Origin of the sequence: Dactylosporangium cerinum (assembly GCF_042653625.1) — a bacterium.
In the GTDB taxonomy this organism is placed as follows: Bacteria; Actinomycetota; Actinomycetes; order Mycobacteriales; family Micromonosporaceae; genus Dactylosporangium; species Dactylosporangium cerinum.
The window spans coordinates 37,218-63,845 of record NZ_JBHSIU010000085.1; the positions used below are offsets into that span (position 1 = coordinate 37,218).

Below are 26,628 nucleotides of genomic sequence, written 5' to 3' on the forward strand. Positions count from 1 at the left end.
AGTCGCTCAGCCGCGGAGCGTACACCGCTATCCCATTCCGGCTCAGACGGGCGCGGGCTCGGGGTCCGGGGTGGTCTCCTTCCCGGCGGGACGGCGCCGGGTGGCCAGGAACGAGCCGGCCAGGATCAGCGCGAACGCGCCCACCGTCAGCGGCGTGATCTCCTCACCCAGGACCAGGGCGCCCAGGACGACCGCGACCGCCGGGTTGACGAACGTGATCACGGTGGCGCGCACCCCGCCGACCTCGGCGATGAGGGCGAAGAACAGCACGAACGCCAGCGCGGTGCAGATGACCGCAAGGGCGAGGGCGGCCAGCGCCGGGCCGGGCGTGACGGTGCGGGCCAGCGACGGCAGGTTCGGCACCGCGACGGGGGCGAACAGCAGCGCGCCGGCGACCAGGGACGCGGCCGAGACGCCGTAGCGGGGGACGTCGGCGAGCCAGCGTTCGATGATCAGCGGGCCGGTCGCGTAGCACAGCACCACGCCGAGGAGCTCGAGGATCGGGATGGCGCCGCCCGTACCCCCGTGAAAACCGACGAGCAGTCCGACCCCGGCCAATCCGGTGAGGAGTCCGGCGACCCGGGTGCCGGAGAGGCGTTCGCGGGCGATCAGGGCGGCGACGAGGGGGACACCGGCGATGACGAGACCGGTGAGCGAGCTGTCGACCTCCTGCTCGGCGTGGGACAGCAGCAGCCAGGGCACGCCGATCTCGACGACGGTGTAGGCGAGCAGCGGCAGCCACGGGCGCAGCGACGCGCGGAGTTCCTTGCGATACAGGGCGATCGGCAGCAACAGGAGCGCGCCGACGGCGGTGCGGACGAAGACGAGCTCGGCGGGGCCGATGTCCCGGACCGCGACCTTGATCAGCAGGTACGGGATGCCCCACACGACGGACATGGCGAGGAAGAGGATCCATCCGCGACGACTCATGCCGACAGCGTCACGCCGCGGTGCGCACCGGGTCTTGAACGGAGTTGCGGAATGCGGCCGGGGTGACGCCCGTCACGCGCTTGAACCAGCGGGTGAGGTGGGCCTGGTCGGCGAAGCCGACACCGCTGGCGACCTGGGCCGGGGTCAGGCCGGCGGCGAGCAGGTGCCGGGCCCGGCAGACCCGCTCCAGGACCAGCCAGGTGTGCGGGGGGAAGCCGGTCGCGTCGCGGAAGACGCGCAGCAGGTGGAACGGGGACAGCTCGACACCGGCGGCGAGCTCGCGGAGGCTCGGCGCGCACCGCAGGTCGGCCGTGAGCCGGTCCCGGATCTCGGCGATCTTCCGTGCCGCGGCCGCGTCCCGCGGCGACAGGACCGGCCCGGCAGGACGCCCGTCACCGTGGCGGCGGGCCACGGCGGACATGGCCCACACCAGCTTTGAATGCGCGGCGAACTGGTCGACGCCCGCGGTCAGCTCCTCGTGCGCCGAACGGATCAGGTGCACGCTGCGCGAGTCGTGGACCACGGCGTCGGCGAAGTGCGCCCTCGGCCCGTCCTCGAAGAGCAGGTCGGCGGGCGGGTAGAAGACCCGGTACGCCCAGCCGTTCGGGTCGGCGGCCTGCCCGTCGTGCGGCTCGTCGGGCTCCAGGATCGCGAGGGTGCCCACGCCCGCGCGGTGCAGCGAGCCCCGGTAATGGAACTGCTCGACGCCGCAGACGACGACCCCGATGGCAAAGGTGGAATGGCTGTGCCGGGTGAACGCGTGCCGCTGGTAGTCCGCGGTGAGCAGGTCGACCTGGAACCGCCCGTCGTCGACCCGGGTCCAGGTCGCGCTCTCGGTCACGCTGTCACGGTATACCCGAACGGGAGCTCCAGCCTGTGCCGTTCGAGCAGGTCGGCGTCGGCCAGGAGCTCGCGGGTGGGGCCGTCGGCGACGATCCGGCCCTCGTCGAGGATGACGGCGCGGGGGCACAGCTCCAGCGCGTAGGGCAGGTCGTGGGTCACCATCAGCAGCGTGACCGGCAGCGACCGCAGGATCTCGGCGAGCTCCCGGCGGGAGGCGGGATCCAGGTTGGAGGACGGCTCGTCCAGCACCAGGATCTCGGGGCGCATGGCGAGCACGGTGGCGACGGCGACGCGGCGGCGCTGGCCGAAGGACAGGTGGTGCGGGGCCCGGTCCCGGACCGACGCCATCCCGACGGCGGCGAGGGCCTCGTCGACCCGCTCCGCGAGCTCGGCGCCGCGCAGGCCCAGATTCGCCGGGCCGAACGCGACGTCCTCCGCCACGGTCGGCATGAACAGCTGGTCGTCGGGGTCCTGGAAGACGATCCCGACGCGGCGGCGAACCTCCTTCAGCCCGGTCCGGTCGCGGGGGTCGACGGCGAGGCCGCCGACCTCGACACCGCCGCCGGTGGCCGTGTTGATGCCGTTGAGGTGCAGCACGAAGGTGGTCTTGCCGGCGCCGTTGGGCCCGAGCAGGGCGACCCGGTCCCCCTGCGGCACGGTGAGGTCGACGCCGCGCAGCGCCACGTGCCCGTCCGGGTAGGCGAAGTGCAGGCCGGTCACCTGCAGGGATGGCGTCACCCGAGTAACGCTACCGTCGCGATCGCGCCGGCCACGACGGGCACCGGCGCGGCGGCGGCCCACTGCCGGGCGGTCGCGCCCGTCCCGGCGAGTGCCATGGGGATCCGCCCCTCGTAGCCCCGCGAGACCATCGCCAGGTAGACGCGTTCGCCGCGCTCGAAGGCGCGCAGGAACAGGGCGCCGATGCCGCTGGCGAAGCCCTTGATCTGCCACAGGAAGCGGGGGTCGTAGCCGCGCGAGCGCTGCGCGATCCGCATCCGGCGGCCCTCGGCGGCGAGCACGTCGAGGTATCGCAGCATGAACGTGGCGATCTGCGTGATCATCGTCGGGCAGCGCAGCCGGTCCAGGCCGAGCAGCAGGTCACGGGGCGTGGTCGTCCCGGCGAGCAGCAGCGAGGACAGCACGCCGAGGGTGCCCTTGGCGACGATGTTCCATGCCCCGTAGAGCCCGTCGACCGACAGGCTCAGCCCGAGCCAGTGCACCCGCTCGCCGTGGCCGAGGAACGGCAGCGCGAATGCGAACAGGATGAACGGCAGCTCGATCAGGGACCGCAGCGCGAGCCAGCCCAGGCCGATGCGGGCGGTGAACGCCACCGCGACGATGACCACGAGGTAGCCGCCGAACGCCCACAGCGCCTCACGTGGCGTCGCGACGACCGCGACGGTGAACAGGACGCTGGCGGCGATCTTCACCTCGGGCGCGAGCGCGTGCACCGGCGAGTCGCGGTGCACGAACAGCGCGTGGCTGTGGCCGGCGCCCATGTCAGGCGGTCTGCTTCTTGCGGTTCCTGGTGCCGGCGCGCAGCAGCCAGAAGACGCCGCCGCCGATCGCGAACGTGGCGACCACCCCGATCACCCCGGACAGGCCGGTGGACAGGAGGTCGTTGCCGACGCCGCGCAGCCCGTAACCGGCCAGCGGGCTGTCCCTGGTCTGGTTCCCGGTCTCGCTCTGCGCCATGCAGGTGCCACCGGTGATGTTGTCGTCGGCGTCGAAGGTGCAGCCCTCGCGGGCGACGGAGTCGAGGCCGTCGGGGTGGCCGGAGGCGAAGTTGCTGACCACGCCGGCGAGCAGCAGCGCGGCGATCAGCCCGCTGAGAATGAACCAGGTCGACTTCTTCATACCGTCACCGCCTCGCTGACGACCGGACGCTTGAGGTTGCGCACCGCGTAGACGAGGTCGGGCCGGACCTTCGCCACGTAGGTGACGGTGAGCGCGGTGATGACGCCCTCACCGAGCCCGATCAGCAGGTGCGTGCCGGCCATCGCGGCGGAGATCGCGCCGAGGGAGCGGCCGACGTCGACGGCGCCGCCCAGGTAGTACTGCAGGACGAAGCCCTGCGAGGCGACGGTCACCGACACGACGGAGGCGATGACGGCGGCCACCGTCAGCGTCCAGGTGCGCCGGGGCAGGACCCGCAGCAGGGTCGCGACGAGCAGGTAGCCGGCCGCGGTGCCGAGCAGCGCCATGTTGGTGATGTTCAGCCCGAGCGCGGTGACGCCGCCGTCGCTGAAGATCAGCGCCTGGACGACGAGGACGATGGACACGCAGATCGCGCCCAGGTATGGCCCGACGAGGATGGCGGCAAGGGTGCCGCCCAGCAGGTGGCCGCTGACCCCGGGCAGGACCTGGAAGTTGAGCATCTGCACGGCGAAGATGAACGCCGCGACCAGGCCGGCCATCGGCACGAGCCGGTCGTCGAGCTCGCGGCGCCCCTGGACGAAGCACAGGCCGAGCCCCGCCAGGGCGATGGCGGCGAACAGCAACGCGATCTGGTTGTCGATGATCCCGTTGGAGATGTGCATGGCTACCGCAGGCATGCCATGGAGCCTATTGCCGATCGGGCGTTGTTGCCAAGAGCTTGCAACAACGCCGACACGAAGTTCACGCGAGAATCTTGGTGTCCCTGGTCGTCCGGATCGGGTCGGCCAGGTGAACACGGTTCCGGCCGTTGTGTTTGGCGTGGTAGAGCGCCTCGTCGGCGCGCCCGACGACCTCGTCCGCGGCCTCGACCCCGTTCCACCGGACCAGGCCGGCGGAGAAGGTCTGCCCCTGCGGGGTGACCGCGCGCAGCCGGTCCAGGATGCGCGCGGCCTCCTGCGGGGACGCGCCGACCAGGATCACCCCGAACTCCTCGCCGCCGTAGCGGGCCAGGACGTCGCCGGGGCGCAGCAGCGACCGCCACGCGGCCGAGGCCTCCTTGAGCAGCCGGTCGCCGGCCTGGTGGCCGTGGGTGTCGTTGAACCGCTTGAAGTGGTCCAGGTCCAGCAGCGCCACGCAGACCTCCGCGCCGCTGCGGCGTGCCTTCGTGGTCTCGCGGTGCAGCTCAATGTCCCAGGACCGGCGGTTGGGCACCCCGGTCAGGCCGTCGTTGTGTGCGAGGGCGTCGAGCTGGACGGCCTGGTCGCGCACCTGCGCCACCAGACCGGACATCCTGGCCACGACCAGCAGGAACAGCACGACCGAGCCGGCGCTGATGGCCTTCCAGTCGACGTGGGCCGGGTCGGTGAGCCCGTCGTAGACGAGCATCGCCGGGGCCAGCAACGAGGTGGTGGCGAGCAGGCTGATGCGCTGCTTCTGGAAGCGTTCCGCGCGGTCCGGCGCGACCTCCGACAGCGACCGCATCGACGGGTGCAGCGCGGCGGCGCCGAACATGACGTAGGAGGCCATCCAGCCGGCGTCCATCGCCCCGCCCTCGTACACGGCGACGGTGTTGACGACGCTGTAGAGCACGTCGGTGCCGAGGGTGAAGGCAAACCCGCCGATCAGGAACCGGTAGCTGGCGCTGCGGCCGCCGGGGCTGGACAGCAGGCGCAGCAGCATCGAGATGAGCAGCAGGTCCCCGGCCGGCGCGCCGAGCGACACCAGCCTGGCCAGCATGCCGATCGAGTGGTCCTCGGCGATCGGGCGCATCATGAACGTCCAGGTCAGCAGCGCCAGGCCGGTGGAGATGACGAGCGCGTCCTGCAGCCCGGCGCGGTCCCGGCCGGAGACCCGACCCTTGATCAGGATGAACACGCCCGTCGCGAGGACGGGGATCGCGGCGAGGTAGAAGGCGTCGGCGTAGGACGGGAACGCCTCGTCGCCGCGGACGTAGTACAGGTAGGCGAAGACGAAGTCGCCGGTCGACCACATGCCGAGCCCGGCCGCGACGCAGTACCAGACCGACGGCCGGACGGGGTGGTTGCGCCGGATCCCGGCGACGACCATGAGCGTGCACGACGCCGACAGGGCCGGGTAGAGAAAGCCGCGCTGGATCCCCCCGAGCGGGAACATGTAGTACACGGCGATCATGAGCGCCCCGCACCCGATCCAGATCTGCCACGGTGCGGGGCGTCCCCTGAGTCCTGCCATACCCGCCTGTTCGGCAGGACGGCGGGTGCACGTGAGGCGTTTGCGGTTGTTACTGCGGCTTTTACCAGGTCAGGCTTTACCAGGTCACCGGCAGCGACTCCACGCTGTGCACGATCATGCCCTGCTTGAAGAGATTCCTGCTGCACCTTCGGTGTTCTCGTCGCCATGTTCCGTGACGGTTCCCAGCACGCCGTTCGCCAGATCGACGAGGCGGTCGGTGACGGCGCGGGCGTGTTCCGGCTGCTGTTCGACCAGCAGCACGGTCAGCCCGGTGCGGGTCAGCTCCGCCACGACGGCCCGGACCCGGGCCGCCAGGTCGACGGCGAGCCCTTCGCACGGCTCGTCGAGCAGCAGCAGCCGCGGCTGGGTCAGCAGCGCCCGGGCGATCGCGAGCATCTGGGCCTCGCCGCCGGAGAGCTGGTTGCCCTTGTGGGTGAGCCGCTCCCCGAGCCGGGGCAGCAGCTCCAGGATCCGCGGCACGGTCCAGTCGCCCTTGCGCCGCGACAGCGCGAGGTGCTCCGCGACGGTGAGGCTGGCGAACACCCGGCGGCCCTGCGGCACCAGCGCGACGCCGGCCCGGGCGATCCGGTGCGCCGGCCGCCCGGCCAGCTCCACGTCGCCCAGCCGGATGCTGCCCGAGCGGGCCTTCACCAGGCCGGCGATGGTGTGCACGAGGGTGGTCTTGCCGGCGCCGTTCATGCCGAGCACCGCCAGGGCGCCGCCCTCCGGCACGACCAGGTCCACGCCGTGCAGGACGGTGCCGCCGCCATACCCGGCGTGCACGCCCTCGATGGTGAGCGTCATGGCATGACCCCCGCGTAGGCTGCCGCGACCTCGGGCGAGGAGCGGGTCTCCGGGACGGTGCCGGTGTGCACGTGGCGTCCCGAGTGCAGGACGGTGATCCGGTCGGCGAAGCCGTAGACCAGGTCGAGGTGGTGCTCGACCAGCAGGATCGCCACGGTGAGCGGCAGCGACGCCAGCAGCGACGCGAGGACCTCGACCTCCGCCGGGGCGAGGCCCGCGGCGGGCTCGTCGAGCAGCAGCAGGCGCGGCTCCCCGGCCAGAGCCATCGCCAGCTCCAGCTGGCGGCGCTGCCCGTGCGACAGCGCGCCCGCCAGGGTCTGCTCCACGCCGGTCAGCCCGACCCCGGCGAGCAGCTCCCGGGCGTGCTCGCGGGGCTTGGCCCGGCGACCGGCGCGGAAGCGTCCCCACGGCAGGCGGGCGGCGACGAGCACGTTGTCCAGGGCGGGCAGGCTCGCCCAGACGGCCGGGTGCTGGTGGGTGCGGCCGATGCCGAGCCGCGCCCGGCGGGCCGGCGCGAGCCGGGTGATGTCGCGGCCGTCGAAGTGGATCCGGCCCGACGTCGGCCGCAACGACCCGGCGATGAGGTTGAGCAGCGTGGACTTGCCGGCGCCGTTGGGCCCGATCAGCCCGAGCCGGTCGCCGGGCGCCACCCGCAGGTCGACCCCGTCCAGGGCGGCGAGGTCACCGTACCGGCGGCCGAGACCGTCGACGGCAAGCAGGTCACTCATGTGCCGTCCGCTTTCCGAGCAGGCCACGGGGCAGGAGGTAGACGCAGAGGATGAACAACCCGCCGAGCACCAGCGGCGCGTGCCCGGCCATGGATCCGCCGAACCAGTCCCGGCTCGCGATCCAGTCGCGGGTCGCGACGACGAGGCCGGCGCCGAGCAGCGCGCCGACGAGTGAGGTGGCGCCGCCGATCACGACCGCGAGCAGGACGAGCGCGGAGATGTCGAAGCCGCCGGCGCCGGGTGAGACGTAGCGTTCGACGGTGACCAGCAGCGAGCCGGCCGCCCCGGCGAGGGCACCGGCGGCCACGTAGGTGACCGTGAGGTATCCGGCGACGGGATGCCCGCTGGCCCGCATCCGGGTCTCGCCGTCCCGCGCGGCGCGCAGCAGCGCACCGGCCGGTGAGCGCAGCACCAGCAGCATGACGCCGACCAGCACCGCGACGACGGTGAGGACGTAGAGGTACGTGGCCCGGTCGGTGTCCAGCGTGACCAGCCCCGGCAGCGGCGCCGGCGCGGCGAACGCGAGCATGCCGTCGGTGCCGTTGGTGACCGACTTCCACCGTCCCGCGACGGTCATGGTCAGCTCGCCGAGCGCGAGGGTGATCATGAGCACCACGACACCTCGGGCGTACACCACGAGCGGCGCGGTGACCAGGGCGAACACCGCCCCCGCCGCGGCCGCGGCGAGCAGCTGCACGACGCCGATCGAGACGTCGTGCCGCACCAGGGTCGCGGCGGTGTACGCCCCGACGAGGTACGGCGCGGTCTGCCCGAGCGTCGGCAGGCCGGCGACGCCGGTGAGCAGCGCGACGCTGACGGCGAGCAGCCCGAGGACGAGGATGCTGGTGAGGGTCTTCGTGGCGTACTCGTCCAGCACCCACGCCATCGGCACCAGCACGGCGATCAGCAGGGGGAAGCCCAGCGGCGTCAGCCGCTTCAGGATGCTCATGCCGCGCTCCGGCCGGATGTCAGCAGGCCACGGGCCCGGGCGGACAGCACGACGGCCATCGCGCCGAACAGCAGGAACGGGGCGAAGTCCTGGGTCGCCTCGGAGGTCACCCCGATGGTCTGGATCTCGCCGACCGCGATCGCGGCGACGAGCGCGCCGCCGATCGAGCCGAGCCCGCCCAGCACCACCACGACCAGCGACAGCATGAGGACGAGGTCCGCGGTGCGCGGCCCGGGCCCGATGATCGGGGCGCCGAGGGCACCGGCGAGCCCGGCGAGGGCGCCGCCGGCCGCGAGGACCCCGGTGCGCACCATGAACGGGTTGACGCCCAGCGTGGCGACCATGTCGCGGTCGTCGACGGTGGCCCGCACGAGGCTGCCGACCCGAGTCCGGGCGACGACGACGTACAGCACGACCGCGATCAGCGCGGCGACGCCGATGAAGGCGAGGCGGTAGCCGGGGTAGGAGTGACCGACGATGTCGACCGGCCGGTCCAGGACCGCCGGGACCTTGACCGGCAGTTCGTCGGGGCCGAACAGCCCGACGAGCAGGTCGCCGACGACCAGCGCCACGCCGAACGTCAGCAGCGCCTGGGCGAGGTGACCCCGCCCGGCGAGCGGCACCAGCAGCGCCGACAGGACCGCGCCGCCCGCCGCCGCGGCCGCGGTGCCGACCAGCACCGCGAGCGCGAGCGAGAGCCACGTGCCGTCGCTGACCTTCGCCGCCGCGTAGGCGCCGAAGGCGAACAGCGTGCCGTGGGCGAGGTTGAGCACGTCACCGACGCCGAAGGCGAGGGTGAGCCCGGCGGCGACGACGAACAGCAGCAGGCCGTAGCCCACGCCGTCGACCGCCGGGATCAGGTACGCGTCCAACTCGGTCAGGCACCGACCGTCGCGAGGTCCTGCACCATGACGTTGGCGAGGGCCCGGCCGTCGTTGCGGACCTGCCGCAGGTACCACTTCTGGATCGGCGAGTGGGTCTGCGGGCCGAACTGCCAGTTGCCGCGCGGCGAGGGGATCTGGCCGAGCTTGCCGACGGCCGCGTTGATCGACTCGGGCGTCGGGTTGTCGCCGGCCGCCGCGATCGCGCGGTCCAGGACCGCGGCCGCGTCGTAGGACGCCATCGCGTAGGTGGTCGGCGTCGCGTCCGGGTGCTTCTGCTTCCAGGCGGCGACGAACTTGCGGTTCTCCTCGTTGTCGAGGTCGGGCGAGTAGTTGCAGACGTTCAGGATGTTCTTCGCGGCGTCACCCTGGGCCTGCAGCACCGAACCCTCGGTGAGGAAGCCCGCGGAGTACAGCGGGATGTCCTTGGCGTCGGACTGGGCGTACTGCTTCACGAAGTCGATCGCGGCCTTGCCGGCGTAGAACGTGTACACGGCCTTGGCGTTGCTCGCCTTGATCTGCGAGAAGAACGGCAGGAAGTTCGTCGTCGTCGGGAACGGCGTGAACGTGGCCTTGCCGTTGACCAGCGTGCCGCCGAGCTTCAGGAACTCGGTGGTGAAGCCGCCGACCTGGTCGTAGCCACCCTGGTAGTCCGGGCCGATCGCGTAGACCGGGCCGTTGACCTTGTCCTTGATGTACTGCGCGATGGACTTGCCCGTGTCGGTGGACATGAAGCTGGTCGTCCACACCCCGCTCAGGTCCTTGAGGTCCGGCCGGCCGTTGGAGCCGATCAGCGGGATCTTCGCCTCGGCGAGCAGCGGTGCGACGGCCGCGACCGAGCCACCGCCGACGATGCCGGTCAGCGCGACGACCTTGTCGTCCTTGATGAGCTTCGTCGCCGCGGGCACCGCGGTCGGCGCGCCGTCGCCCTCATCGGCGATCTTCAGGTCGATCGGGTGGCCGCCGAGCTTGTTGTCGTGCGTGGCCAGGTACAGCTCGAAGCCGCTCTTCAGGTCGGTGCCGACCGCCTGATAGGTGCCGGTGAGCGAGCCGAGGAAGCCGATCTTCAGGGTGGACGCGGCCGCGCCGCTGGAGCTCTTCGGGTCGGAATCGGCGCAGCCGGCGGCTGCGAGCAGCAGCCCGGCGGCAAGCGCCGCACTGACCAGCGATCGTCGTTGCATGGTTCTCCCCTATGTGTTCTGTGCGTTCGCGGTTGGTGAAACGGTTCAACGGGGGTTTCGCGCGGGGTTCAGCGACGCGCGCCGGTGCGCTGTGCGAGCGCGTGCTCGGTCACGGCGACCAGGATCTCCTTGGCGGACGCACGTGAGCGGACATCGGCGTTGATCATCGGGACTCCCCGGCTGACCGCCAGGGCCTCGCGGATGTCCTCAAGGTGATACTTGGCCGCGCCTTCGAAGTGGTTGACCGCGATGACGTACGGCAGCCGCCGGTTGTCGAAGAAGTCGATCGCGCCGAAGCAGTCGGCGAGCCGGCGCGTGTCGGCGATGACGACGGCGCCGATCGCGCCGCGACACAGCTCGTCCCACATGAACCAGAACCGCTTCTGCCCGGGCGTGCCGAACAGGTAGAGCACGAGGTCCTGGTACAGCGTGATCCGGCCGAAGTCCATGGCGACGGTGGTGCTGCCCTTGTCCGGCACGAGGGTGGCGTCGTCGTGCCCGAGGCTGGCCGCGGTCATCACGGCCTCGGTGGTCACCGGCGGGATCTCCGAGATGGCGCCGACGAGAGTGGTCTTGCCGGCACCGAACCCGCCCGCAATGATGATCTTGACTGCGGTGGGTCGCCCGCGTCCAGGAGTCGTCACGCCGGCGCCCCACGGACCGACGGCGACAGCGCGTCACCGATGCGGTTGGCCAGCTCGGTCATCTCGTAGGACACCTTGCCCACGTCGGCGTGCGGTGAGGCGAGCACCAGCAGCGACGCGCCGTCGCTGAACGCCATGCAGAACATGAAGCCGCCGTCGAGCTGGGTCACGTTGGAGACCACGTTGCCGGCCTCGAAGAACCGCGCCGCGCCGGCGAGCAGCGCGACCAGGCCGCTGCCGGTGGCGGCCAGCTGATCGGCACGGTCGCGCGGCAGAGCCCGGGTATGGGCCAGGACCAGCCCGTCGGTGGAGATCGCCAGCGCATGGCTGACATCTGGAGTGCGGCTCGCAAAGTTGTCCAGCAGCCAACCGAGATTACTCGGGTCGGTCACAGAAATGGTCCTCTCTTGCTGTTCTTCGTGCTTCAGGAGCCGGCAGGCCGGCGACCGGCCACACCGCGGGCGTAGGCGGACATCGCAGCGGCGACCTTGCTGGGGTCGCGACGCGGTGTGTTGGAACGGTCCACCTGCGACGGCACGGCGGCGCCCGGGACCAGATGCCGCTGCGGCGCGCGGACGGGCAGGCCCGACGCGGTCATCGAGCTGACATCGGGCGTGGCCGCCTGCTGGGCGGCACGCCAGCCTTCATCGGCGCTGGACTCCCAGTTGGGGGGCTCCTCCGCGACGGGGACGGCGGCAACGGTGTACGGACTCGGGACGGTGACCTCGACCGGCACCTCGGTGGTGCGGAACCAGCCGTTGACCGACTGGAAGATCGGCAGTTCGATCGAATCGTCGGCGTCGGCGAGGATCGACGGCACGTCCGGCTCCGGCAGGGGCGGCCAGGCGCCCGGCCCCGGTGGCATCGGCGTGGCGGCGCGGTAGTCGCGCGGCGGCGCGTAGTCCTGCACGGCCGCGAAGCTCTGCGTCTGGTCCTGCGAGTAGTCCTGGGTGTACTCGGCCGCCTGGCTCGGCGACGCGACCCGGTACTCCTGGGTCGGCACGTCGAACAGGCTCGGCGGCGCGGTGCGCGGCGCGGGCGTGAACAGCTCCGCGGCGACCGGACGGGCCGCGGCGCCCCCACTGCCGCCGTTGCCGTTGCCGTTGCCGGCGGCGGTCGCGCTGTAGCCGGCCGGCGGGCCCGCGATGACGGACGGCGCGAGTTGCGGCTGGCGCTCCGCGGCCATGATCGGCCGGAACACGTCCTTGGGGATGACGACCTCGGCGAGGGTACCGCCGTGCTGGCCAGGCCGCAGCTGCACCTCGATCTGGTACCGGGCCGCGATGTGCCCGACCACGGTCAGACCCATGGCCCGCACGGCGGCGATGTCGATCGCGGGCGGCTGGGCGAGCAGCTGGTTGAGCTGTTCGCGCCGGGACGGCGCCAGGCCCACGCCCTCGTCGACGATCTGCAGGATGATCCGGTCGCCGAGGGCCCGGCCGGTGACCCACACCTCGGACTCCGGCGGCGAATACCCGGTCGCGTTGTCCAGCAGCTCGGCGAGCAGGTGCACGATCTCGTCGACCGCCTCGGCCACGACCGCGACGTCGTCGTCGACGCTGCCGAAACGGACCCGGGTGTAGTGCTCGATCTGCGAGATCGCGGCCTGCAGGACCTTGCCCATCGGGGCGTCCTCGCGGCGGACGCGGGCCGCGCCGGAGCCGCCCAGCACGAGCAGGCTCAGGTTGATCCGGGCCATCCGGGTCGCGAGGTGGTCCAGCTGGTACAGCTGCTGCAGGCGGTCCGGGTCCGTCTCGTCGCGCTCGACCCGGTCGACCTGGGCCAGCACGGCGTCGACCAGTCGCTGCTCGCGGCGGGACAGGTGAACGAAGATCTCCGCGACGTTGGAGCGCATGACGGCCTGCTCACCGGCGATGCGGACCGCCTCACGGTGGACCGCCCGGAACGCCTGGGCCACGTCGGCGACCTCGTCCGCGCCGCCGACGACGAGCTTCGCCGAGGCCCGGTCCGCGACCTCGTCCGGGTCGACCGTGCCGGGCGCGGCGGCTCGCAGCTCCGCGACGACCGCGGGCAGCTGGTCGTAGGCGACCTCGCGGGCCGCGTCGTGCAGGGCGCGCAGGCGCCGGGTGATCCGCCGGGCCACGACACCGGTCAGCACGATGGCGATGAGCAGCACCAGGGCAACGCCGGCGATCTGGATACCGGCCTGGGTCACCTGCTCGTCGCGCAGTCCGGCGACCTCGTCCACGACCGAGTCGTCGATCTTCTGCTGGACCCCGAACAGCAGGCCCGACCAGCCGGACATCGCGTTGATCCAGCCGCTGGTGTCGAGGTTGAACCTCTCGCCGGGCCGGGCGCGGTTGACCTGGTCCTGCAGCCGCTGCGCGGCGATGATCTGCTCACCGGTGCTGGCCTGCTCGAACCAGCTGCGCCACTCGACCGGGGCGAGGTCGTTGAACTGGACCGTGGCCTCGACGAAGCTGGTCCGCGTCGCGGTGATCTCCTGCTGGAGCGCCGGGGTCAGCTCGCCTGCGGCGTAGGCGCGCAGGACGGCCGCCTGCTGCTGGCCGAGGGCCTCCGCCGCCCGGGACAGCGCGGCCGCGGCACGGATCTGGTCGGCCAGCTCGGTCGGGGCGCCGGAACGGGCCACCGACTCCCGGTAGGACAGCAGGTCGGCGATGAGGATGCGGTAGCTGAACGCGATACCGGACACCGACGCGCGGGCGTCCTTGCGGACCTGGTCGCGCAGGTTGGCCAGGGCGTCGAGGTTGCTGTCGACGCGGCGGACCGCGTCGGGCACGTCGCTGATGCCGGCGCGGCGGTCGCGGTACGCGTCGACGGCGTCGTCGGTGATCATCACCTGCGACGAGTAGGCCTCCAGCTGCGCCGGCGCCGGGTTGACCAGCACGTTGACGGCCGCGGCCCGCTCGCGCTGCAACGCGTGGGCCAGGGCGCCCGCGTCGGAGGCGAGCTCGGCGTACTCCTGCAGCTGCCGGCTGCGGTTCACGTCCTGCACGGTGGTCACCAGGGCGATGCCGGCGAACACGACGACAGCGACGAGCGGCAGGGCAACGATGAGCCGGAGCTGGTCGATGATGCGCCGGCCCGGCCGCTCCCGCCGGCCGCCAGGGTCGCGCTGCTGCGCGGCGGTGGCGGCTATGGCATGGCGCGTCGGGCGGCGATCGGGACTCAGCCGAGGGTCGCGCTCCTGCCTTGGGACGGGCAGCGACGACGAGCTCTGGCTTTGGGTCACGAAGAGTCCCCGCAGGCATCCGAGATTGACAATACGGGTCAGTCCTGACAAGCAGGCGCATGACGATGAGCACAATCACAGCTCGGCCGATCCGTGTCAATACCGACGTCCGTGATGCATCGCCGAACGCCTCGTTTTTCCTCATCCGTTGGGTCGGTGTACCGGAAGCCATACGGACCCTAACGGCTGCCGGGGGCCCTGATTTCGCCGCTCAGGGGACGCCGGGCGCAACGCCGACGTTTCCGGGTTTTTACGATACCGAAATACTTACACAACGCATTGTCGACAGCACAAAGGGTTAGTGCTTGTCATTGACCACATAATTTCATGCGAATGCCGAAGCGTTTGCAAATACCTTGTTCGCGATCCGCACCTGCTCCTCGTCGAGGCAGGTCCGGCCACGGAAGCCGAGCCGTCGCAGGACCTCGGCGGACCGTTCACAATCCGTGCCGGCCGGGCACGACGCGGCAATCGGCGGTTCGAGCGAGGCGGCCGCGCCGGCGATCACGACCATCGACCGGGCCCACAGCAGTTCGCGTTCGTCCCGCCCCGGTTCGACCCGGAGCCGGCGGATCAGCGGACCCTCGGCGAGCTGGAGCCGGGCGACCCGGGGGGCCCGGGCGATCTCGGCGGCCTGCAGCACCGCGGCGGCGGACTCGAGGCGCGGGACCACCGCGATCCGGCCGACCGGCAGGCCCACCGCCTCCTCCGCCTCGGCCAGGACGGTGGCGAGGACGGCCAGCTCGTTGGCCGACTCCGCGGCGACGCAGACCCCGGTCAGCGCGGGTGAGACGACGGCACGCACGGCGCGCCGGCCCGGCTCGTCGTTGGTGATCCGGGCCCAGACCGCCGCCGGGCCGGCGGTCTCGATCCACGACCGCACCCGGGCCGGGTCACCGGCGCGTTCGAGGTCGACGACGAGCGCGTCCGCCCCACTCTTCCCGACATTTCGGATATCGGGGATATACAGCCACGACCTCATACCTCGATCATCGAACGGCCGGCGCGCACGCGCACGTCGTGCGGTGCGTTTTGACCGTTTGGCACCTCTTGTCACCGGGTATGCGTGCACGCTGAACGTGACCGCGACGACAGGGGGAGTCATGGCATCCGACGCCGTCACGCTGATCATGAATGACCACCGGGTCATGGAGCAGCTCTTTGACCGGCTGCGCGCAGGAGCGGGCGACCGGCAGCTGCTGCTCGACGAGATCGCCGCGCGGCTCACCGCGCACAGTCACGCCGAGGAGCTGCAGGTGTACCCGTCGCTACCCACCGACGAGGCACACCACGGTGCCGACGAGCACCACGAGGCCGAGCGGATGCTCCACGACCTGCAGCGGATGGGACCTGACGACGAGGGGTTCGCCGACTGCCTGGACGACTTCATCGCCACCGTCGGCCACCACATCGAGGAGGAGGAGAACACCGTGCTCCCCGCCCTGCGCGACGCGGTCGACGACGCAAGACTCATCGAGATCGGCGCCGCGTTCGAGCGGGTCCGCCTCGAGGAACTGGCCGTCGCGGGCATCAGCGTCTCATGAGGGTTCCCGCCCGGTCCGGGTTTGGGTACAGTCGGCCTGGTCATGGTGCTTCTCGGCCCTTCCCCGACCACGGCCGTCGATGCGGCGCGGCTCAGTGACCTGCCGGCCCACCGGGCGCCGCAGCGGGCCCAGGACCACGTCGTCATCCTCGCCAGCACCGGGCAGGGCACCCACACGCTCGACTTCGTGACCCACGCCTGCCGCCCCGGCACCCTGCTGTGGGGGCGGCCCGGCCAGGTCCACCAGTTCGGCGGCCAGGCGGGCTTCGACGCGACCGTCCTGGCCTTCCCGCCGTCGATCCTGCCGCCGCTGCCCGTCCAGCTCGTGGCGGACCCGTTCGCCCCCGCCTGCTGGCAACCCGCCGGCGAGGACGAGGAGGCCATCGTCGCGGAGATCGCCCAGATCGCGGTCGACCGGGCCCGCAGCGACGACAGCCACCTGAGCCGCACCCTCCTCGCCCACCAGGTCGCGGTCCTGCTCATGCGGATCATCGCCCTGGCACCTCCGCCGCACTCCGGCCCCGCCGCGAACCTCATCGAACTGCTGCGGACCGAGATCGAGCGCGACCTCACCCACCGCCGGGTGGAGGACTACGCCGAGACGCTGCGCTGCTCCGTCCGCACGCTCACCAGGGCCAGCCTCGCGGTGACCGGCCGCAGCGCGAAACAGCTCATCGACGAGCGGATCGCCCTGGAGGCCAAGCGCCTCCTCGCCACCAGCGACCTGCCGGTCGCCGAGGTCGGCCGCCGGCTCGGCTTCGACGAGCCGACGAACTTCGGGCGCTTCTTCGGCCGCGAAACCGGTCAGGCACCGGGCGCGTTCCGGGCCGGCCTGCTGCGCTCCCCCGCCGCCCCCCGCATCCCCCACCAGCGCTCGTCCCTGCCGGGCCGCCTGACCCCGTTGGCCCCCCGCTCCGCCTGACCCGAGCACCCACATATAGATAAGGTGTAATCACTCCGGAGGCCGCTCACCCGGAGCCCCGCACCGGCCACCCAAGACCCGCACCCGACTTCGATCACCGCGAAGCCCCGCCGTCATCCTCGCGACCGCCACCCACCGGCGATCGAAGGAGCGCGCAGTCGCCCAAGCCCAAGGCGACCACCCGACGTCTTCGATCAAGCAACCAAGACCGTCAGACCCCTGACCTGGGTCCAGACAGCAACCCGCACACGACTTCGATCAACGCGCCAGGATCACACCGGTCAACCACCCCACTCCAACCAGGCAGGAACGGCAACCACGACGACCTGCGGAAGCGCAGCGCCCGATCGAGCCACTCGGGCTGGCCAAGAGAGTGCGGCGCGCAGCGGTCGCATGGGGGCTGCGGGTGGGAACCCCCGCCGCCGCGCCGCAGGCGCGGCAGCATTGCAGCGGCCCCGCCCCACTCCAACCAGGTAGAGACGGCGACCACGACGAACCTGTGGAAGCGCAGCGCCCGATCTAGCCACACGGGCTGGTTACGAGAGTGCGGCCGCGCAGCGGACGCATGGGGGCCGCGGGTGGGAACCCCCGCCGCCGCGCCGCAGGCGCGGCAGAATTACAGCACTACATCCCCAACTGGCAGCCCGACGGGTCGTCCGTCGGCGGGATCGTGAGCTCGCTGGCCGCTTCCTCCCGTCCGACGAACGGCACCAGCGTGAAGTACGCGAGGGTCGGCAGCAGGGCCGGCAGTTGCTCCACCCGTCCCGCCGCGACGTAGCGGTAGATCGTGGCGTAGATGCCGCCGACGACCGTTTCGACCAGTTCCTCGGGCATCGGCAGGTCGCTGGCGCTCGGTGCCTCGCTGAAGAAGCGGTCGAAGCGGCGCAGCAGCTCGGCGCGCTCCGCCCGGGCAAGGGGGCCGGCCGCGTCGATCTCCACCACGGCCGTCGTCGCGAACGCGGGCAGCTCGGCAAGGACCTGCAGCAGCACCCGGAGCGCGGCGCGGGCCCCGTCGCGCCAGGCGGGTTCGGCCCGGTACGCGGATTCCATCAGGTGCAGGAGCAGGTCGGTGCCGTGGCGGTAGGTGGCGATCAGCGCGTCGTCCTTGCCCGCGAACAGGGCGTAGAACGCGGGGCGGGTCACGCCGGCCGCGCGGCAGATGTCGCTGACGGTGGCGTTGGCGTAGCCCTTCTCGGCGACGGTGTGCACCACGGCGTCGAAGAGGCGCTCCCGCTGGTTGGCCGCGACGACCTCGGGCGGCACCCGGCTGGGCCCGCGTTTGATGGCACGGGCCGGGTCGCGCGCCTCACGGGCCCCGGGCAGCGGGCTCAGCGGGTGATCTGCCATGACTCAAGTATCGATCAGGCGCGCTCGCCGCACCGGGGTGGCGCCCGGGGTGTGCGACAGGGCAGAGTAACGGCGTGTCCTCGTCCGCCCAGCTTGCCAACGCGGTGCAGGGTGCCCGCGCGGTGGCCGCGCAGGGTGATGTGCGCGGCGCGCTGGCGCTGCTCGACCGGGCTCTCGGCGGGGCCAGCGGGGCATTGGGTGACGACGATCCGGACGTGCTCGCGGCGACCTGCGTGCTCGCGAAACTCCACACCGACCTCGGCGAGCTCAGCGACGCCCGGCGGGTCCTGGAGGAGGGGCTCGCGGCCGGCTACCACAAGCTCGGCGACGGGCACGCGGTGATGCTCGCGCTGTCCTACGAGCTGGCCCGCATCGCCGACGAGCTCGGCAACGTCTACGAGGCGAAACGGCGATACGGGCAGCTGGCCAGGCTCGGGCCGGCCGCGCTCGGCGAGGACCACCCGAGCGTGCGGGCGGCCCGGCGATACCTGGGGCTGCCGGAGCCGGAGGGGCCGTTCCACGTGCCGCACCAGTCCGCGCCGGCACCGTTCGAACCACTGTCCGCGCCGACCGGCACGACCACCCCACCGCAGTCCGCGCCGACCGGCACGACCACCGCGCCGACCAACACGGCCACGCCACCGCAGCCGACGTGGCCGGTGGACCAGCGCGCCGACACGGCCCCGGACGACCGGCCGATCTTCCACCCGGAGCCCCGCCAGGAGGACCGGCCCGCGCCGCCGTGGCGACCGGACGAGCCGGACGGCCGGATCGACTGGTCGCAGGAACCCCGCCAGGAGGCGTTCCAGGGCACCGGCGACGCCGGCTGGCAGCAGGTGGACCTGGGCGTCCTCCAACGCCCGGACACGCCATCCTGGCCGTCCCCAGGCCCCACGGATCCGACCAGCGGCGGCGCCTATCCCGTCAGCGGCGCCTACCCCGTCAGCGGCAGCCCGTTCCCGACGAGCGGCGGCGCCGCCGGGCCCGAGTCCGGGCCCTGGACCGCGCCGCCGCCGCTGCCCACGCAGGACGCGGCCCGCCGCCGGTCGCCGCTGACCGCACTGCTGGCGATCCTGATCGTGGCGGTGCTCGGCGGGATCACCGCGGCGGTGGTGTCGTTCCTCGCCGCCCGTCCCGACCCGCCGGCCAGCACGACGGCAAACACCGGCGAGCCGAGCGGGTCAAGCCAGCCGAGCAGCGCCGCGGCCGCCAACCCGAAGGCGCCGGGCGCCCTCAGGCTGCGCGACGACAAGACGTCCATCACACTGACGTGGACCGATCCGTCGACGGGGTCGGCACCGTTCATCGTCGCCGGTGGTCAGCAGGGCGCGCTGCGGCAGCTGCAGGTGCTCGCGGCGGGCGTGACGACGTACACCCTGAACGGCCTCAATCCGAAGCTCGACTACTGCTTCACAGTTGCGGCGGTCTATGGCACGGACAGCGTCGCGCTGTCGGATCTGGCCTGCACGCAGCGAAAGTAACAATGCGAACGGATCTAGACACGCCGGGTGTGCACCACACATTGACAGGAATATGATGGGCGCCGGTTTCGGGGAGGGGGCCGCATGGTGAGCTTTCGTTCGCGCAAGGGCGGCGGACTGGTCACGCTCGGCACCGTCGTGGGCCTGATCGCCGTTCTCGGGTTGACGCTGTTCGGCACGGGCGCCGCCAACAACGCGGTGGCCAGCTTCGACGTCAGTTCCTGGCTGTGGAGCAACGACAAGGGCGAGGTCGCCCGGGTCAACGGCGTCACCGGCAAGGTCGACACCCGAACGAAGATCACCGATGCGCAGGGCCACACCATGCAGGTGACCCAGAGCGACCGGTTCGTGATCCTGCGGGACCTCAACACCGGCAAGATCAGCGTGCTGGACCTGACCAGCCTGACGCTCGGCGCGACCACGCAGGCGACGCCGGGGCTCGGCGTGACGGTGGCCGTGCACGACGACGTCGCGTTCATCGTCGACACCGTGCAGGGGCAGGTGCGCCAGCTCGACCCGGCGACGCTGCTGCCGGTCGGCGAGACGGTGACGTTCCCGCCCGGGATCTCCGGCGGCACGTTCGACGACACCGGGCGGCTGTGGCTCCTGGTGCCGTCCGAGGGCACCGTCGTGGCGGTGAAGCCGGCGTCGACGAAGAAGCCGAGCAGCGGCAGCGGCGGCCAGGGCGGCGGGCTCGCGTCCGACCCGACCAAGGTCAAGACCGTCAGCGTCGCCGACCCCAACCACGACCTGGCACTGTCCATCCTGGACACCGGCGTCGCCGTGCTGGACAAGACCGCCACGACGCTGACCACGCTGCGCGGCGAGGCCCTGAAGAAGGTGCCGCTGCGCCTGGCCGGCAACGGCGCGATGCCGCAGCGCACCGTCGGCGGCGACGTGCCGGTGACCGTCGTGGACGACCGGCACGTCTACGTCGTCAACGGCGACACGGTCAGCGACTTCACCGTGCCCGGCGAGAGCCCGAAGCTGCAGCCGTGCGTGGCCTGGTCGGGGCGGTTCTACTGCGCCGACGACGCGACCGGCACGGTCTACGTGCTGGACGCCACGGGCAAGCCGCTCGACGCGATCCAGATCAAGGCCGGCGGCAAGGCCCTGGAGATCGAGGTCCGCGAGGACCGGATGTTCATCAACGCGCCCGGCGGGTCGACCGCGCGGGTCGTGGACACCAAGCACCACGTGCAGGTCGTCGACAAGTACAACAACGACGTCGTGGGCGGTGAGGCGCCACCCGTGCCGCCACCACCACCGCCGGCCAAGCCACCGGTCGGGCCGCCCGGTGCGCCACCGCGGGTGATCGCGACGCCGGGCAACGCCTCGGCGCGGGTCACCTGGACCGCGGCGCCCGCCAACGGCAGCGCGGTGACGAAGTACGTGGTGGAGGGCGACGGCAAGCAGCACGAGGTCGGCGCGAGCCAGCGGGCGCTGGACCTCACCGGGCTGACCAACGGGCAGGTCTACAAGTTCACCGTCTATGCGGTCAACGCGAAGGGCAACGGCCCGAAGAAGGCGGCCAACCCGGTCACGCCGACGTCGCAGGTGCCCGACGCGCCGGTGAGCGTGGCGGCGACCGCCAACCCCGACGGCACGGTCACCGTCACGTGGCCGGCCGCCAACGGGCAGGGGCACAAGATCGTGAAGTACACGATCACGACCGTGTCCGGCGATGAGTCCAAGACGTTCGAGTCGGCCCAGCCGACGTTCAAGGTGCCGGCCGGCGAGCTGCCCTACGGCACGCAGGTCGCGTTCCGGGTCGCCTCGATCAACGACATCGGCGCGAGCTCCGGCCAGTCGCCGCTGAGCCCGTCGGTGGTGCCGTTCACGAAGCCGGGCGCGCCCGGCGGGCTGACGGTCCGGGCGGTCACCACGAAGCGGGGCACGATCGTGGCCGCGTGGCGCGCCGCGGAGGACAACGGCGCGCCGATCACGGGCTACGAGGCCACGGTCAACGGCGTGAAGCAGGACATCGGCACCGGCCTGTCGAAGGAGTTCGGCGGGTTCGGCGACAACGAGCGGGTCACGCTGCAGATCAGGGCGGTCAACAAGGCCGGCCAGGGTGCCGCCGTGAACGGCGCGGCCAACACCCTCGCCGCGCCGACGATGCGGGTCGACGCGGCCAACACCCGCGCCGCGCTGCAGTCGATCACGGTCGCGTTCACCGCGACCGACGGCGGCGGCGCGCCCGCGAAGTGCCGGCTCGACGTCGCCGGCGTGGGCGCCGTGGAGAACACCTGCGGCGGCTCGCTGACCATGGGTGGCCTGTGGCCGAACACGGCGTACAACTACACCGTCACGGTCACCAACGCGGCCGGCATGACGGCGAACGCCACCGGTTCGCTGTCCACCCCCGTGTACCGGGGCACCGTGGTCTGCGGCGACACGAGCTACTGCGGTCACGGCGCGCCCGGCGGCGGCATCTGGGTCTACCGGACCGCGACCCAGAACGGCACGTCCGTCGGCGACGTCTACGCTCCCGACAGCTACACCGCGATCTGCCAGACCAACGGCTCCAGCGTCAACGCGAAACCGTATGGCGGCAAGCAGAGCAGCGTCTGGATCAAGATCAGCTTCAAGGGCGAGAACTACATCCCGTACGCGTGGTTCGACCTGCCGAACGGCACCGGACCGCTGAAACAGTGTTGAGCGCAGGAGCAGAGTGAGCACATCCGAAGCAGAGGCCGGTCCCCCCGCCCCCGAGGAGATCGCTGCGGCCGCCGACCTGGTCGGCCGGCTCGCCCGCAACGTCGAGTCGATCGTGCTCGGCAAGCCGCAGGTGATCCGGCTGACCATGACGGCGCTGCTCGCCGAGGGCCACGTCCTGCTCGAGGACGTGCCCGGGGTCGGCAAGACCACCCTGGCCCGGGCCATGGCGGCCAGCGTGCAGGGGCAGTGGCGGCGCATCCAGTTCACGCCCGACCTGCTGCCGTCCGACGTCACCGGGGTCACCATCTTCAACCAGGCGACCCGCGGCTTCGAGTTCCACCCGGGGCCGGTGTTCGCCAACATCGTCATCGCCGACGAGATCAACCGGGCCTCGCCGAAGACGCAGTCCGCGCTCCTGGAGGTCATGGAGGAGCGGTATGTCACCGTCGACGGCGTCCGGCACGCGGTGCCGCGGCCGTTCCTCGTCGTCGCCACCCAGAACCCGATCGAGATGGACGGCACCTACCGGCTGCCCGAGGCGCAGCTGGACCGGTTCCTGATGAAGCTCGCCGTCGGCTATCCGAGCGAGGCCGTCGAGATCGAGGTGCTGCGCGGCGCCGTGACCCGCTCCCCCGAGGCCCTGGAGGCGGTCACCGACACCCAGGTGGTCGCGCAGCTGGTCCGGCTGGCCCGCCGGGTGCACATCGCGGACCCGCTGCTCGGCTACGCGGTCAAGCTGGGCAACGCGACCCGCTCCCACCCGCGGGTGCGGGTCGGGGTCAGCCCGCGTGGCGTGATCGCGCTGACCCGGGCCGCGTCCGCCTACGCCCTCATCGACGGCCGCGGCTACGTCGTGCCCGAGGACATCAAGGCCCTGGCCGAGGCGGTGTTCGCGCACCGGCTGCTGCTGTCGCCCGACGCGCAGGTGCGCGGCGTGGCGCCCGGCGACGTGGTCCGCGAGATCCTCGACGCCGTGCCGGTGCCGGTGCCGACGGCCGCCGTCGCGGCCTGACGGAGCGGGCGGACGATGCGGTTCACGTCCCGTGGGATCGGCCTGTCCCTGGCCGCGCTGGTCCTGCTCGCCGTGGGATTCGCGTTCCAGTACGCACAGCTGACCGTCGTCGGCACCGCCGCCGTCGCCGCGGTGCTGTTCGGGTTCGCGTACGTGTGGTGGCGGCCCCGGCTGACCGTCGAGCGGGCGGTGGACCCGGACCGGGTCATGCGCGGCGAGTCGAGCACGGTGACGCTCACCGTCGGCAACAGCAGCCGGCTGCGGGGTGCCACGCTCATCGCCCACGACCGGTGCGGCCCGGCGAGCGTGCCGGTGCCGCTGCTGCGCCTCAAGGCCGGCGGCACCACCACCGCGACCTACCCGGTGCCGACGGCCCGCCGCGGCGTGGTCGACATCGGGCCGCTGCGGGTCGTGCGGCGTGACCCGCTCGGGCTGCTCACCCTGGCCCGCGGCTACGGCGGGGTCAGCAAGGTGTGGGTGTATCCGACGGTGCACCACCTGACGGCGGTGCCGACCGGCGTGATGCGCTCGCTCGACGGCCGGGTCGACCGGGTGCCGCACGGCAGCATCACGTTCGACACGCTGCGGGAGTACGTGGTCGGCGACGAACTTCGGCACGTGCACTGGCGCACCACGGCCAGGATCGGCGAGCTGATGGTCCGCGAGCACCTGGACACCAGCCTGCCGCGCCTGGTGGTGCTGCTCGACGACCGCCTCGCCGCCTACCCCGACGCGGACCGCACCCGCGACAGCGTGCACTTCGAGTCCGCGTGCGAGGCGGCCGCGTCGATCGTGATGGCGGCGTTCCGGGAGGAGCTGCCGGTGGCGCTGCGGCTCGCCGGCGGGGCGCACGCCGGTGGCAAGCACACCCGCGACTACCTGGACCTTCTCGCCGAGGCGACCCTGGCCACCGGGGACCAGCTCGACGCGACGGTGGCGCAGCTGCGCACCCGCCGGGCCGGCGACACCCTCGTGTTCCTCACCGGACCCGGAGGGGTCGCCGACCTGGGCCGGGTCGGGACGCTGCGCGCCGCGTACCCGTCGCTGATCGCCGGCGCGTTCGGCACGACCGACGGGGAGGTCCCCACCGCCCTGGACGGCCTGCAGGTCCTGTCCGCCACCGACGGCGCCGACTTCGCCGCCGCCTGGGACGGAGTCAGCGCGTGGTGAGGCGGTTGCTGGTCGCGGTCGCGCTGCTCGGCATGCTGGTCATGGCCGCGTTCGCGCTGTCGCCGATCTACCGCGGCCCGCTGCTGCTGCAGCTCATGGCGGGCGCCGCCGCGGGCTCCGTCGGCATCAGCGTCGCCGCCCGCCGCCTGCCCGGCTGGAGCGCGGCCCCGTTGAGCGTGCTCGGCCTGGCCGGCGTCGTCGTGCTCACGATGCGCGTCTCCGCCGCCGCGGCGGGGGTCGACGGCAGCGTCCCGGCGCTGCGGGAGGCGCTGCGCAACAGCATCCCCCGGCTGCTGCTCGCGCTGATCCCGATCGAGCCGCAGCCCGACACGGTCCTGCTGCCGGTGATCCTCACCTGGCTGGCCGGTCTCGCCGCCGCCGAGCTCGGCGTGCGCTACCACCGGGTCCTGCTGTCCTATGCGCCGCCGACGGTGCTGTTCGGCGGCGCGCTGTACCTCGTCGGCCCCAACGGCAAGAGCGCGAGCTGGGTGCCGCTCGCGTTCGCCGGGTTCGCCGCGCTCGGTCTCATCGTGTCCAACCGCCCCCCGCCCGCCGAGGACGACCGCCTGACCGCGGGCCAGCGACGCACCCTCCGGCTGCGGGTGGGCACCGGCGCCGCGGTGGGCCTGGCCGCGATCGTCGCGCTGTCGCAGCTGCTCGGCCCGAGCGTCGCGGCGAAGGTCGGCAACAGCCCGGCCGAGCCGCGCAACATGGTGACCCCGCCGCAGCTCGACTCGCTCGACGAGAGCCCACTGGTCCGGCTGTCGGGCTGGGCGCTCAACCACGACCAGCACCTGTTCGACGTCGAGGTCACCGGCACCGACGCGCCGCCGCCGGTGCGGCTCGCGGTGCTCAACGACTACGACGGCGTCACCTGGCGGGTCGGTGCCACCTACCGCAACGCGGGCCGGGTCGTCGCCGGCAAGCCCGTCCTCACCGACCCGCAGGTCCGGCAGGTGTTCCGCATCGCCGACCTGAACGGGCGGCTGCTGCCGGGCATCGCCACCCCGGAGGAGGTCAACGGCGTGCGGGTGGCCGTCGACACCACCGACGGCACGATGATCCTGTCCGACGGGCTGCGCCCCGGCGTCCAGTACAGCGTCGTGTCCCGCGCGCACCGCCCCGACGAGAACGCGATGCAGGTCGCCGAGGTGCCCAACTCCGATGCCGTCGGCCACTACCTGGCGCTGCCCGGGAAGGTCCCCGACTCGATCGCGCAGCTGGCGCAGCACCTCGGCGAGGGCGTGTCGTCGCCGTACCAGAAGGCGTTCGCGATCGTCGGCTGGCTGTCGGAGCACTACAAGGTCGTCGGCGACGCGCCCAGCGGCCACGCCTACCCCAACGTCGAATACTTCCTGTTCGGTCCCAAACAGGCTGGCGGGCAGAAGGGCACGTCCGAACAGTTCGCGGCCGCGTTCGCGGTCCTCGCCCGGCTGATGGGCCTGCCGACCCGGCTCGCCGTGGGGTTCCGGGTCGACGCCGGGCGCAACGAGGTCCACGGCGGCGACGCCGTCGCGTGGCCGGAGGTGCTGTTCAACGGCATCTGGGAGCCGTTCGACCCGATGCCCAAGGCCGACACCGTCCAGCGGCCCACGGAGGACGACTTCCGCCCGAAGCCGCCCGCGTCGCAGCCGCCGCCGGAGACCGTGCCCGCCCCGTCGGGCTCGGCCGCGTCGCAGTCGCCGAAACCCACGGTGGCCCCGACCGGCGACGCGTCCGGACCGGACTCGAATCTCGTGGTCACGGTCGCGGCTGGAAGCGGCGGGATACTGGTCGCCGTGTTGGCGTTTGCGGCGGTGGTACCCCTGGCAAAACGCCATCGCAGGCGCCGCCGCCTCGCGCAGGGCACCCCGGCACAGCGCATCGACGCCGCCTGGGCGGAGGTCCTGGCCGGCCTGCGCCTCGCGGGGCGTCCCGCGCCGCCCCACCTCACGGCGTCGGAGGTGGCGCACTACGCGGCGACCGCGGCCACCGGCCGGGCCCACTCCAAGCCCCGCGGGGTCGCCACGATCCGCTCCGCCACGCCGCCGATCGACGACGTCGCCGCCCTCGTCAACGCGGTCGCGTTCGCCGGGCCGCCGGCGGCGAACGGCCCGGGGGACGAACAGGCCACCCGGGCCGCCGTGCAGGCCGTCGCCTACGTCGATGAACTGCGCGCCAGGCGGGGGTTCTGGCGCCGACTCTGGTGGAGCCTCGACCCCCGGCCGCTGTTCTGGAGATGACGCCGTT

At 72.3% G+C, this 26,628-nt stretch carries 24 protein-coding genes; 7 read left to right on the plus strand and 17 right to left on the minus strand.

Annotated elements, in window-relative coordinates:
• Nucleotides 1-42: 42 nt before the first annotated feature.
• The 16 genes from ACFPIJ_RS48450 to ACFPIJ_RS48525 form a co-directional block, all read right to left on the minus strand.
• Nucleotides 43-930, minus strand: coding sequence for a DMT family transporter (locus ACFPIJ_RS48450; protein WP_380126280.1), 888 nt, complete (start codon nt 928-930; stop codon nt 43-45).
• Between the two features lie 10 nt (nt 931-940).
• Complete coding sequence (locus ACFPIJ_RS48455; protein WP_380126281.1) at nt 941-1,771, minus strand: AraC family transcriptional regulator; 831 nt, start codon at nt 1,769-1,771, stop codon at nt 941-943.
• The gene (locus ACFPIJ_RS48460; protein ID WP_380126282.1) at nt 1,768-2,511 is read right to left on the minus strand and encodes an energy-coupling factor ABC transporter ATP-binding protein; all 744 of its coding nucleotides are present in this window, start codon (nt 2,509-2,511) and stop codon (nt 1,768-1,770) included. The genes ACFPIJ_RS48455 and ACFPIJ_RS48460 overlap by 4 nt, the downstream gene beginning before the upstream one ends.
• Nucleotides 2,508-3,272, minus strand: a complete 765-nt coding sequence (gene cbiQ, locus ACFPIJ_RS48465) for a cobalt ECF transporter T component CbiQ (RefSeq protein WP_380126283.1) — start codon at nt 3,270-3,272, stop codon at nt 2,508-2,510. Before cbiQ ends, ACFPIJ_RS48460 begins: the two co-directional genes overlap by 4 nt.
• A 1-nt stretch (nt 3,273) precedes the next feature.
• Nucleotides 3,274-3,630 carry a PDGLE domain-containing protein gene (locus tag ACFPIJ_RS48470; RefSeq protein WP_380126284.1) on the minus strand — a complete coding sequence of 119 codons (357 nt, stop codon included), beginning with the start codon at nt 3,628-3,630 and terminating at the stop codon, nt 3,274-3,276.
• Nucleotides 3,627-4,328: an energy-coupling factor ABC transporter permease gene (locus tag ACFPIJ_RS48475; RefSeq protein WP_380126285.1), complete on the minus strand. Its 702-nt coding sequence runs from the start codon at nt 4,326-4,328 to the stop codon at nt 3,627-3,629. The genes ACFPIJ_RS48470 and ACFPIJ_RS48475 overlap by 4 nt, the downstream gene beginning before the upstream one ends.
• A gap of 64 nt (nt 4,329-4,392) precedes the next feature.
• Nucleotides 4,393-5,862, minus strand: coding sequence for a GGDEF domain-containing protein (locus ACFPIJ_RS48480; RefSeq protein WP_380126286.1), 1,470 nt, complete (start codon nt 5,860-5,862; stop codon nt 4,393-4,395).
• A gap of 114 nt (nt 5,863-5,976) precedes the next feature.
• Complete coding sequence (locus ACFPIJ_RS48485) at nt 5,977-6,666, minus strand: ABC transporter ATP-binding protein (protein WP_380126287.1); 690 nt, start codon at nt 6,664-6,666, stop codon at nt 5,977-5,979.
• Nucleotides 6,663-7,394: an ABC transporter ATP-binding protein gene (locus ACFPIJ_RS48490; protein ID WP_380126288.1), complete on the minus strand. Its 732-nt coding sequence runs from the start codon at nt 7,392-7,394 to the stop codon at nt 6,663-6,665. Before ACFPIJ_RS48490 ends, ACFPIJ_RS48485 begins: the two co-directional genes overlap by 4 nt.
• Complete coding sequence (locus ACFPIJ_RS48495) at nt 7,387-8,343, minus strand: branched-chain amino acid ABC transporter permease (RefSeq protein WP_380126289.1); 957 nt, start codon at nt 8,341-8,343, stop codon at nt 7,387-7,389. The genes ACFPIJ_RS48490 and ACFPIJ_RS48495 overlap by 8 nt, the downstream gene beginning before the upstream one ends.
• Complete coding sequence (locus tag ACFPIJ_RS48500) at nt 8,340-9,215, minus strand: branched-chain amino acid ABC transporter permease (protein ID WP_380126290.1); 876 nt, start codon at nt 9,213-9,215, stop codon at nt 8,340-8,342. Before ACFPIJ_RS48500 ends, ACFPIJ_RS48495 begins: the two co-directional genes overlap by 4 nt.
• A 5-nt stretch (nt 9,216-9,220) precedes the next feature.
• Nucleotides 9,221-10,405, minus strand: a complete 1,185-nt coding sequence (locus ACFPIJ_RS48505; protein WP_380126291.1) for an ABC transporter substrate-binding protein — start codon at nt 10,403-10,405, stop codon at nt 9,221-9,223.
• 68 nt (nt 10,406-10,473) lie between these two features.
• The gene (locus ACFPIJ_RS48510) at nt 10,474-11,049 is read right to left on the minus strand and encodes a GTP-binding protein (RefSeq protein WP_380126292.1); all 576 of its coding nucleotides are present in this window, start codon (nt 11,047-11,049) and stop codon (nt 10,474-10,476) included.
• Complete coding sequence (locus ACFPIJ_RS48515) at nt 11,046-11,441, minus strand: roadblock/LC7 domain-containing protein (RefSeq protein ID WP_327005364.1); 396 nt, start codon at nt 11,439-11,441, stop codon at nt 11,046-11,048. The genes ACFPIJ_RS48510 and ACFPIJ_RS48515 overlap by 4 nt, the downstream gene beginning before the upstream one ends.
• 32 nt (nt 11,442-11,473) lie before the next feature.
• Nucleotides 11,474-14,263, minus strand: coding sequence for a sensor histidine kinase (locus ACFPIJ_RS48520; RefSeq protein ID WP_380126293.1), 2,790 nt, complete (start codon nt 14,261-14,263; stop codon nt 11,474-11,476).
• Nucleotides 14,264-14,588: 325 nt separating this feature from the next.
• Nucleotides 14,589-15,245 (minus strand): aldolase/citrate lyase family protein, encoded by a 657-nt coding sequence (locus ACFPIJ_RS48525; protein ID WP_380126294.1) that lies wholly within the window; start codon nt 15,243-15,245, stop codon nt 14,589-14,591.
• 121 nt (nt 15,246-15,366) lie between these two features.
• Here ACFPIJ_RS48525 and ACFPIJ_RS48530 point away from each other — a divergent pair, with 121 nt between their 5' ends.
• Together ACFPIJ_RS48530 and ACFPIJ_RS48535 are read left to right on the plus strand one after the other, a co-directional pair.
• Complete coding sequence (locus ACFPIJ_RS48530; protein WP_380126295.1) at nt 15,367-15,807, plus strand: hemerythrin domain-containing protein; 441 nt, start codon at nt 15,367-15,369, stop codon at nt 15,805-15,807.
• A gap of 42 nt (nt 15,808-15,849) precedes the next feature.
• A complete protein-coding gene (locus ACFPIJ_RS48535) occupies nt 15,850-16,728 on the plus strand; it encodes a helix-turn-helix domain-containing protein (protein WP_380126296.1) in 879 nt (292 codons plus the stop codon).
• Nucleotides 16,729-17,352: 624 nt separating this feature from the next.
• Here the strand turns inward: ACFPIJ_RS48535 and ACFPIJ_RS48540 are convergent.
• The gene (locus ACFPIJ_RS48540) at nt 17,353-18,075 is read right to left on the minus strand and encodes a TetR/AcrR family transcriptional regulator (RefSeq protein WP_380126297.1); all 723 of its coding nucleotides are present in this window, start codon (nt 18,073-18,075) and stop codon (nt 17,353-17,355) included.
• A gap of 74 nt (nt 18,076-18,149) precedes the next feature.
• Here ACFPIJ_RS48540 and ACFPIJ_RS48545 point away from each other — a divergent pair, with 74 nt between their 5' ends.
• The 5 genes from ACFPIJ_RS48545 to ACFPIJ_RS48565 all read left to right on the plus strand — a co-directional run bounded on the left by ACFPIJ_RS48545 (nt 18,150) and on the right by ACFPIJ_RS48565 (nt 26,621).
• Nucleotides 18,150-19,556, plus strand: a complete 1,407-nt coding sequence (locus ACFPIJ_RS48545) for a hypothetical protein (RefSeq protein ID WP_380126298.1) — start codon at nt 18,150-18,152, stop codon at nt 19,554-19,556.
• Nucleotides 19,557-19,640: 84 nt separating this feature from the next.
• Nucleotides 19,641-22,217 carry a fibronectin type III domain-containing protein gene (locus ACFPIJ_RS48550; RefSeq protein WP_380126299.1) on the plus strand — a complete coding sequence of 859 codons (2,577 nt, stop codon included), beginning with the start codon at nt 19,641-19,643 and terminating at the stop codon, nt 22,215-22,217.
• A gap of 58 nt (nt 22,218-22,275) precedes the next feature.
• A complete protein-coding gene (locus tag ACFPIJ_RS48555; RefSeq protein ID WP_380126376.1) occupies nt 22,276-23,229 on the plus strand; it encodes an AAA family ATPase in 954 nt (317 codons plus the stop codon).
• A 15-nt stretch (nt 23,230-23,244) separates the two neighbouring features.
• Nucleotides 23,245-24,399, plus strand: coding sequence for a DUF58 domain-containing protein (locus tag ACFPIJ_RS48560; protein WP_380126300.1), 1,155 nt, complete (start codon nt 23,245-23,247; stop codon nt 24,397-24,399).
• Nucleotides 24,393-26,621, plus strand: a complete 2,229-nt coding sequence (locus ACFPIJ_RS48565; RefSeq protein ID WP_380126301.1) for a transglutaminaseTgpA domain-containing protein — start codon at nt 24,393-24,395, stop codon at nt 26,619-26,621. The genes ACFPIJ_RS48560 and ACFPIJ_RS48565 overlap by 7 nt, the downstream gene beginning before the upstream one ends.
• The last annotated feature ends 7 nt before the right edge of the window (nt 26,622-26,628 follow it).

Coding starts and splice junctions, on each gene's coding strand:
- ACFPIJ_RS48560 (WP_380126300.1), top strand. CDS start 23,245: ATGCGGTTCACGTCCCGTGGGATCGGCCTGTCCCTGGCCGCGCTGGTC.
- ACFPIJ_RS48525 (WP_380126294.1), bottom strand. CDS start 15,245: ATGAGGTCGTGGCTGTATATCCCCGATATCCGAAATGTCGGGAAGAGT.
- ACFPIJ_RS48540 (WP_380126297.1), bottom strand. CDS start 18,075: ATGGCAGATCACCCGCTGAGCCCGCTGCCCGGGGCCCGTGAGGCGCGC.
- ACFPIJ_RS48550 (WP_380126299.1), top strand. CDS start 19,641: ATGGTGAGCTTTCGTTCGCGCAAGGGCGGCGGACTGGTCACGCTCGGC.
- ACFPIJ_RS48490 (WP_380126288.1), bottom strand. CDS start 7,394: ATGAGTGACCTGCTTGCCGTCGACGGTCTCGGCCGCCGGTACGGTGAC.
- ACFPIJ_RS48505 (WP_380126291.1), bottom strand. CDS start 10,405: ATGCAACGACGATCGCTGGTCAGTGCGGCGCTTGCCGCCGGGCTGCTG.
- ACFPIJ_RS48480 (WP_380126286.1), bottom strand. CDS start 5,862: ATGGCAGGACTCAGGGGACGCCCCGCACCGTGGCAGATCTGGATCGGG.
- ACFPIJ_RS48530 (WP_380126295.1), top strand. CDS start 15,367: ATGGCATCCGACGCCGTCACGCTGATCATGAATGACCACCGGGTCATG.
- cbiQ (WP_380126283.1), bottom strand. CDS start 3,272: ATGGGCGCCGGCCACAGCCACGCGCTGTTCGTGCACCGCGACTCGCCG.
- ACFPIJ_RS48475 (WP_380126285.1), bottom strand. CDS start 4,328: ATGCCTGCGGTAGCCATGCACATCTCCAACGGGATCATCGACAACCAG.
- ACFPIJ_RS48495 (WP_380126289.1), bottom strand. CDS start 8,343: ATGAGCATCCTGAAGCGGCTGACGCCGCTGGGCTTCCCCCTGCTGATC.
- ACFPIJ_RS48450 (WP_380126280.1), bottom strand. CDS start 930: ATGAGTCGTCGCGGATGGATCCTCTTCCTCGCCATGTCCGTCGTGTGG.
- ACFPIJ_RS48470 (WP_380126284.1), bottom strand. CDS start 3,630: ATGAAGAAGTCGACCTGGTTCATTCTCAGCGGGCTGATCGCCGCGCTG.
- ACFPIJ_RS48485 (WP_380126287.1), bottom strand. CDS start 6,666: ATGACGCTCACCATCGAGGGCGTGCACGCCGGGTATGGCGGCGGCACC.
- ACFPIJ_RS48535 (WP_380126296.1), top strand. CDS start 15,850: ATGGTGCTTCTCGGCCCTTCCCCGACCACGGCCGTCGATGCGGCGCGG.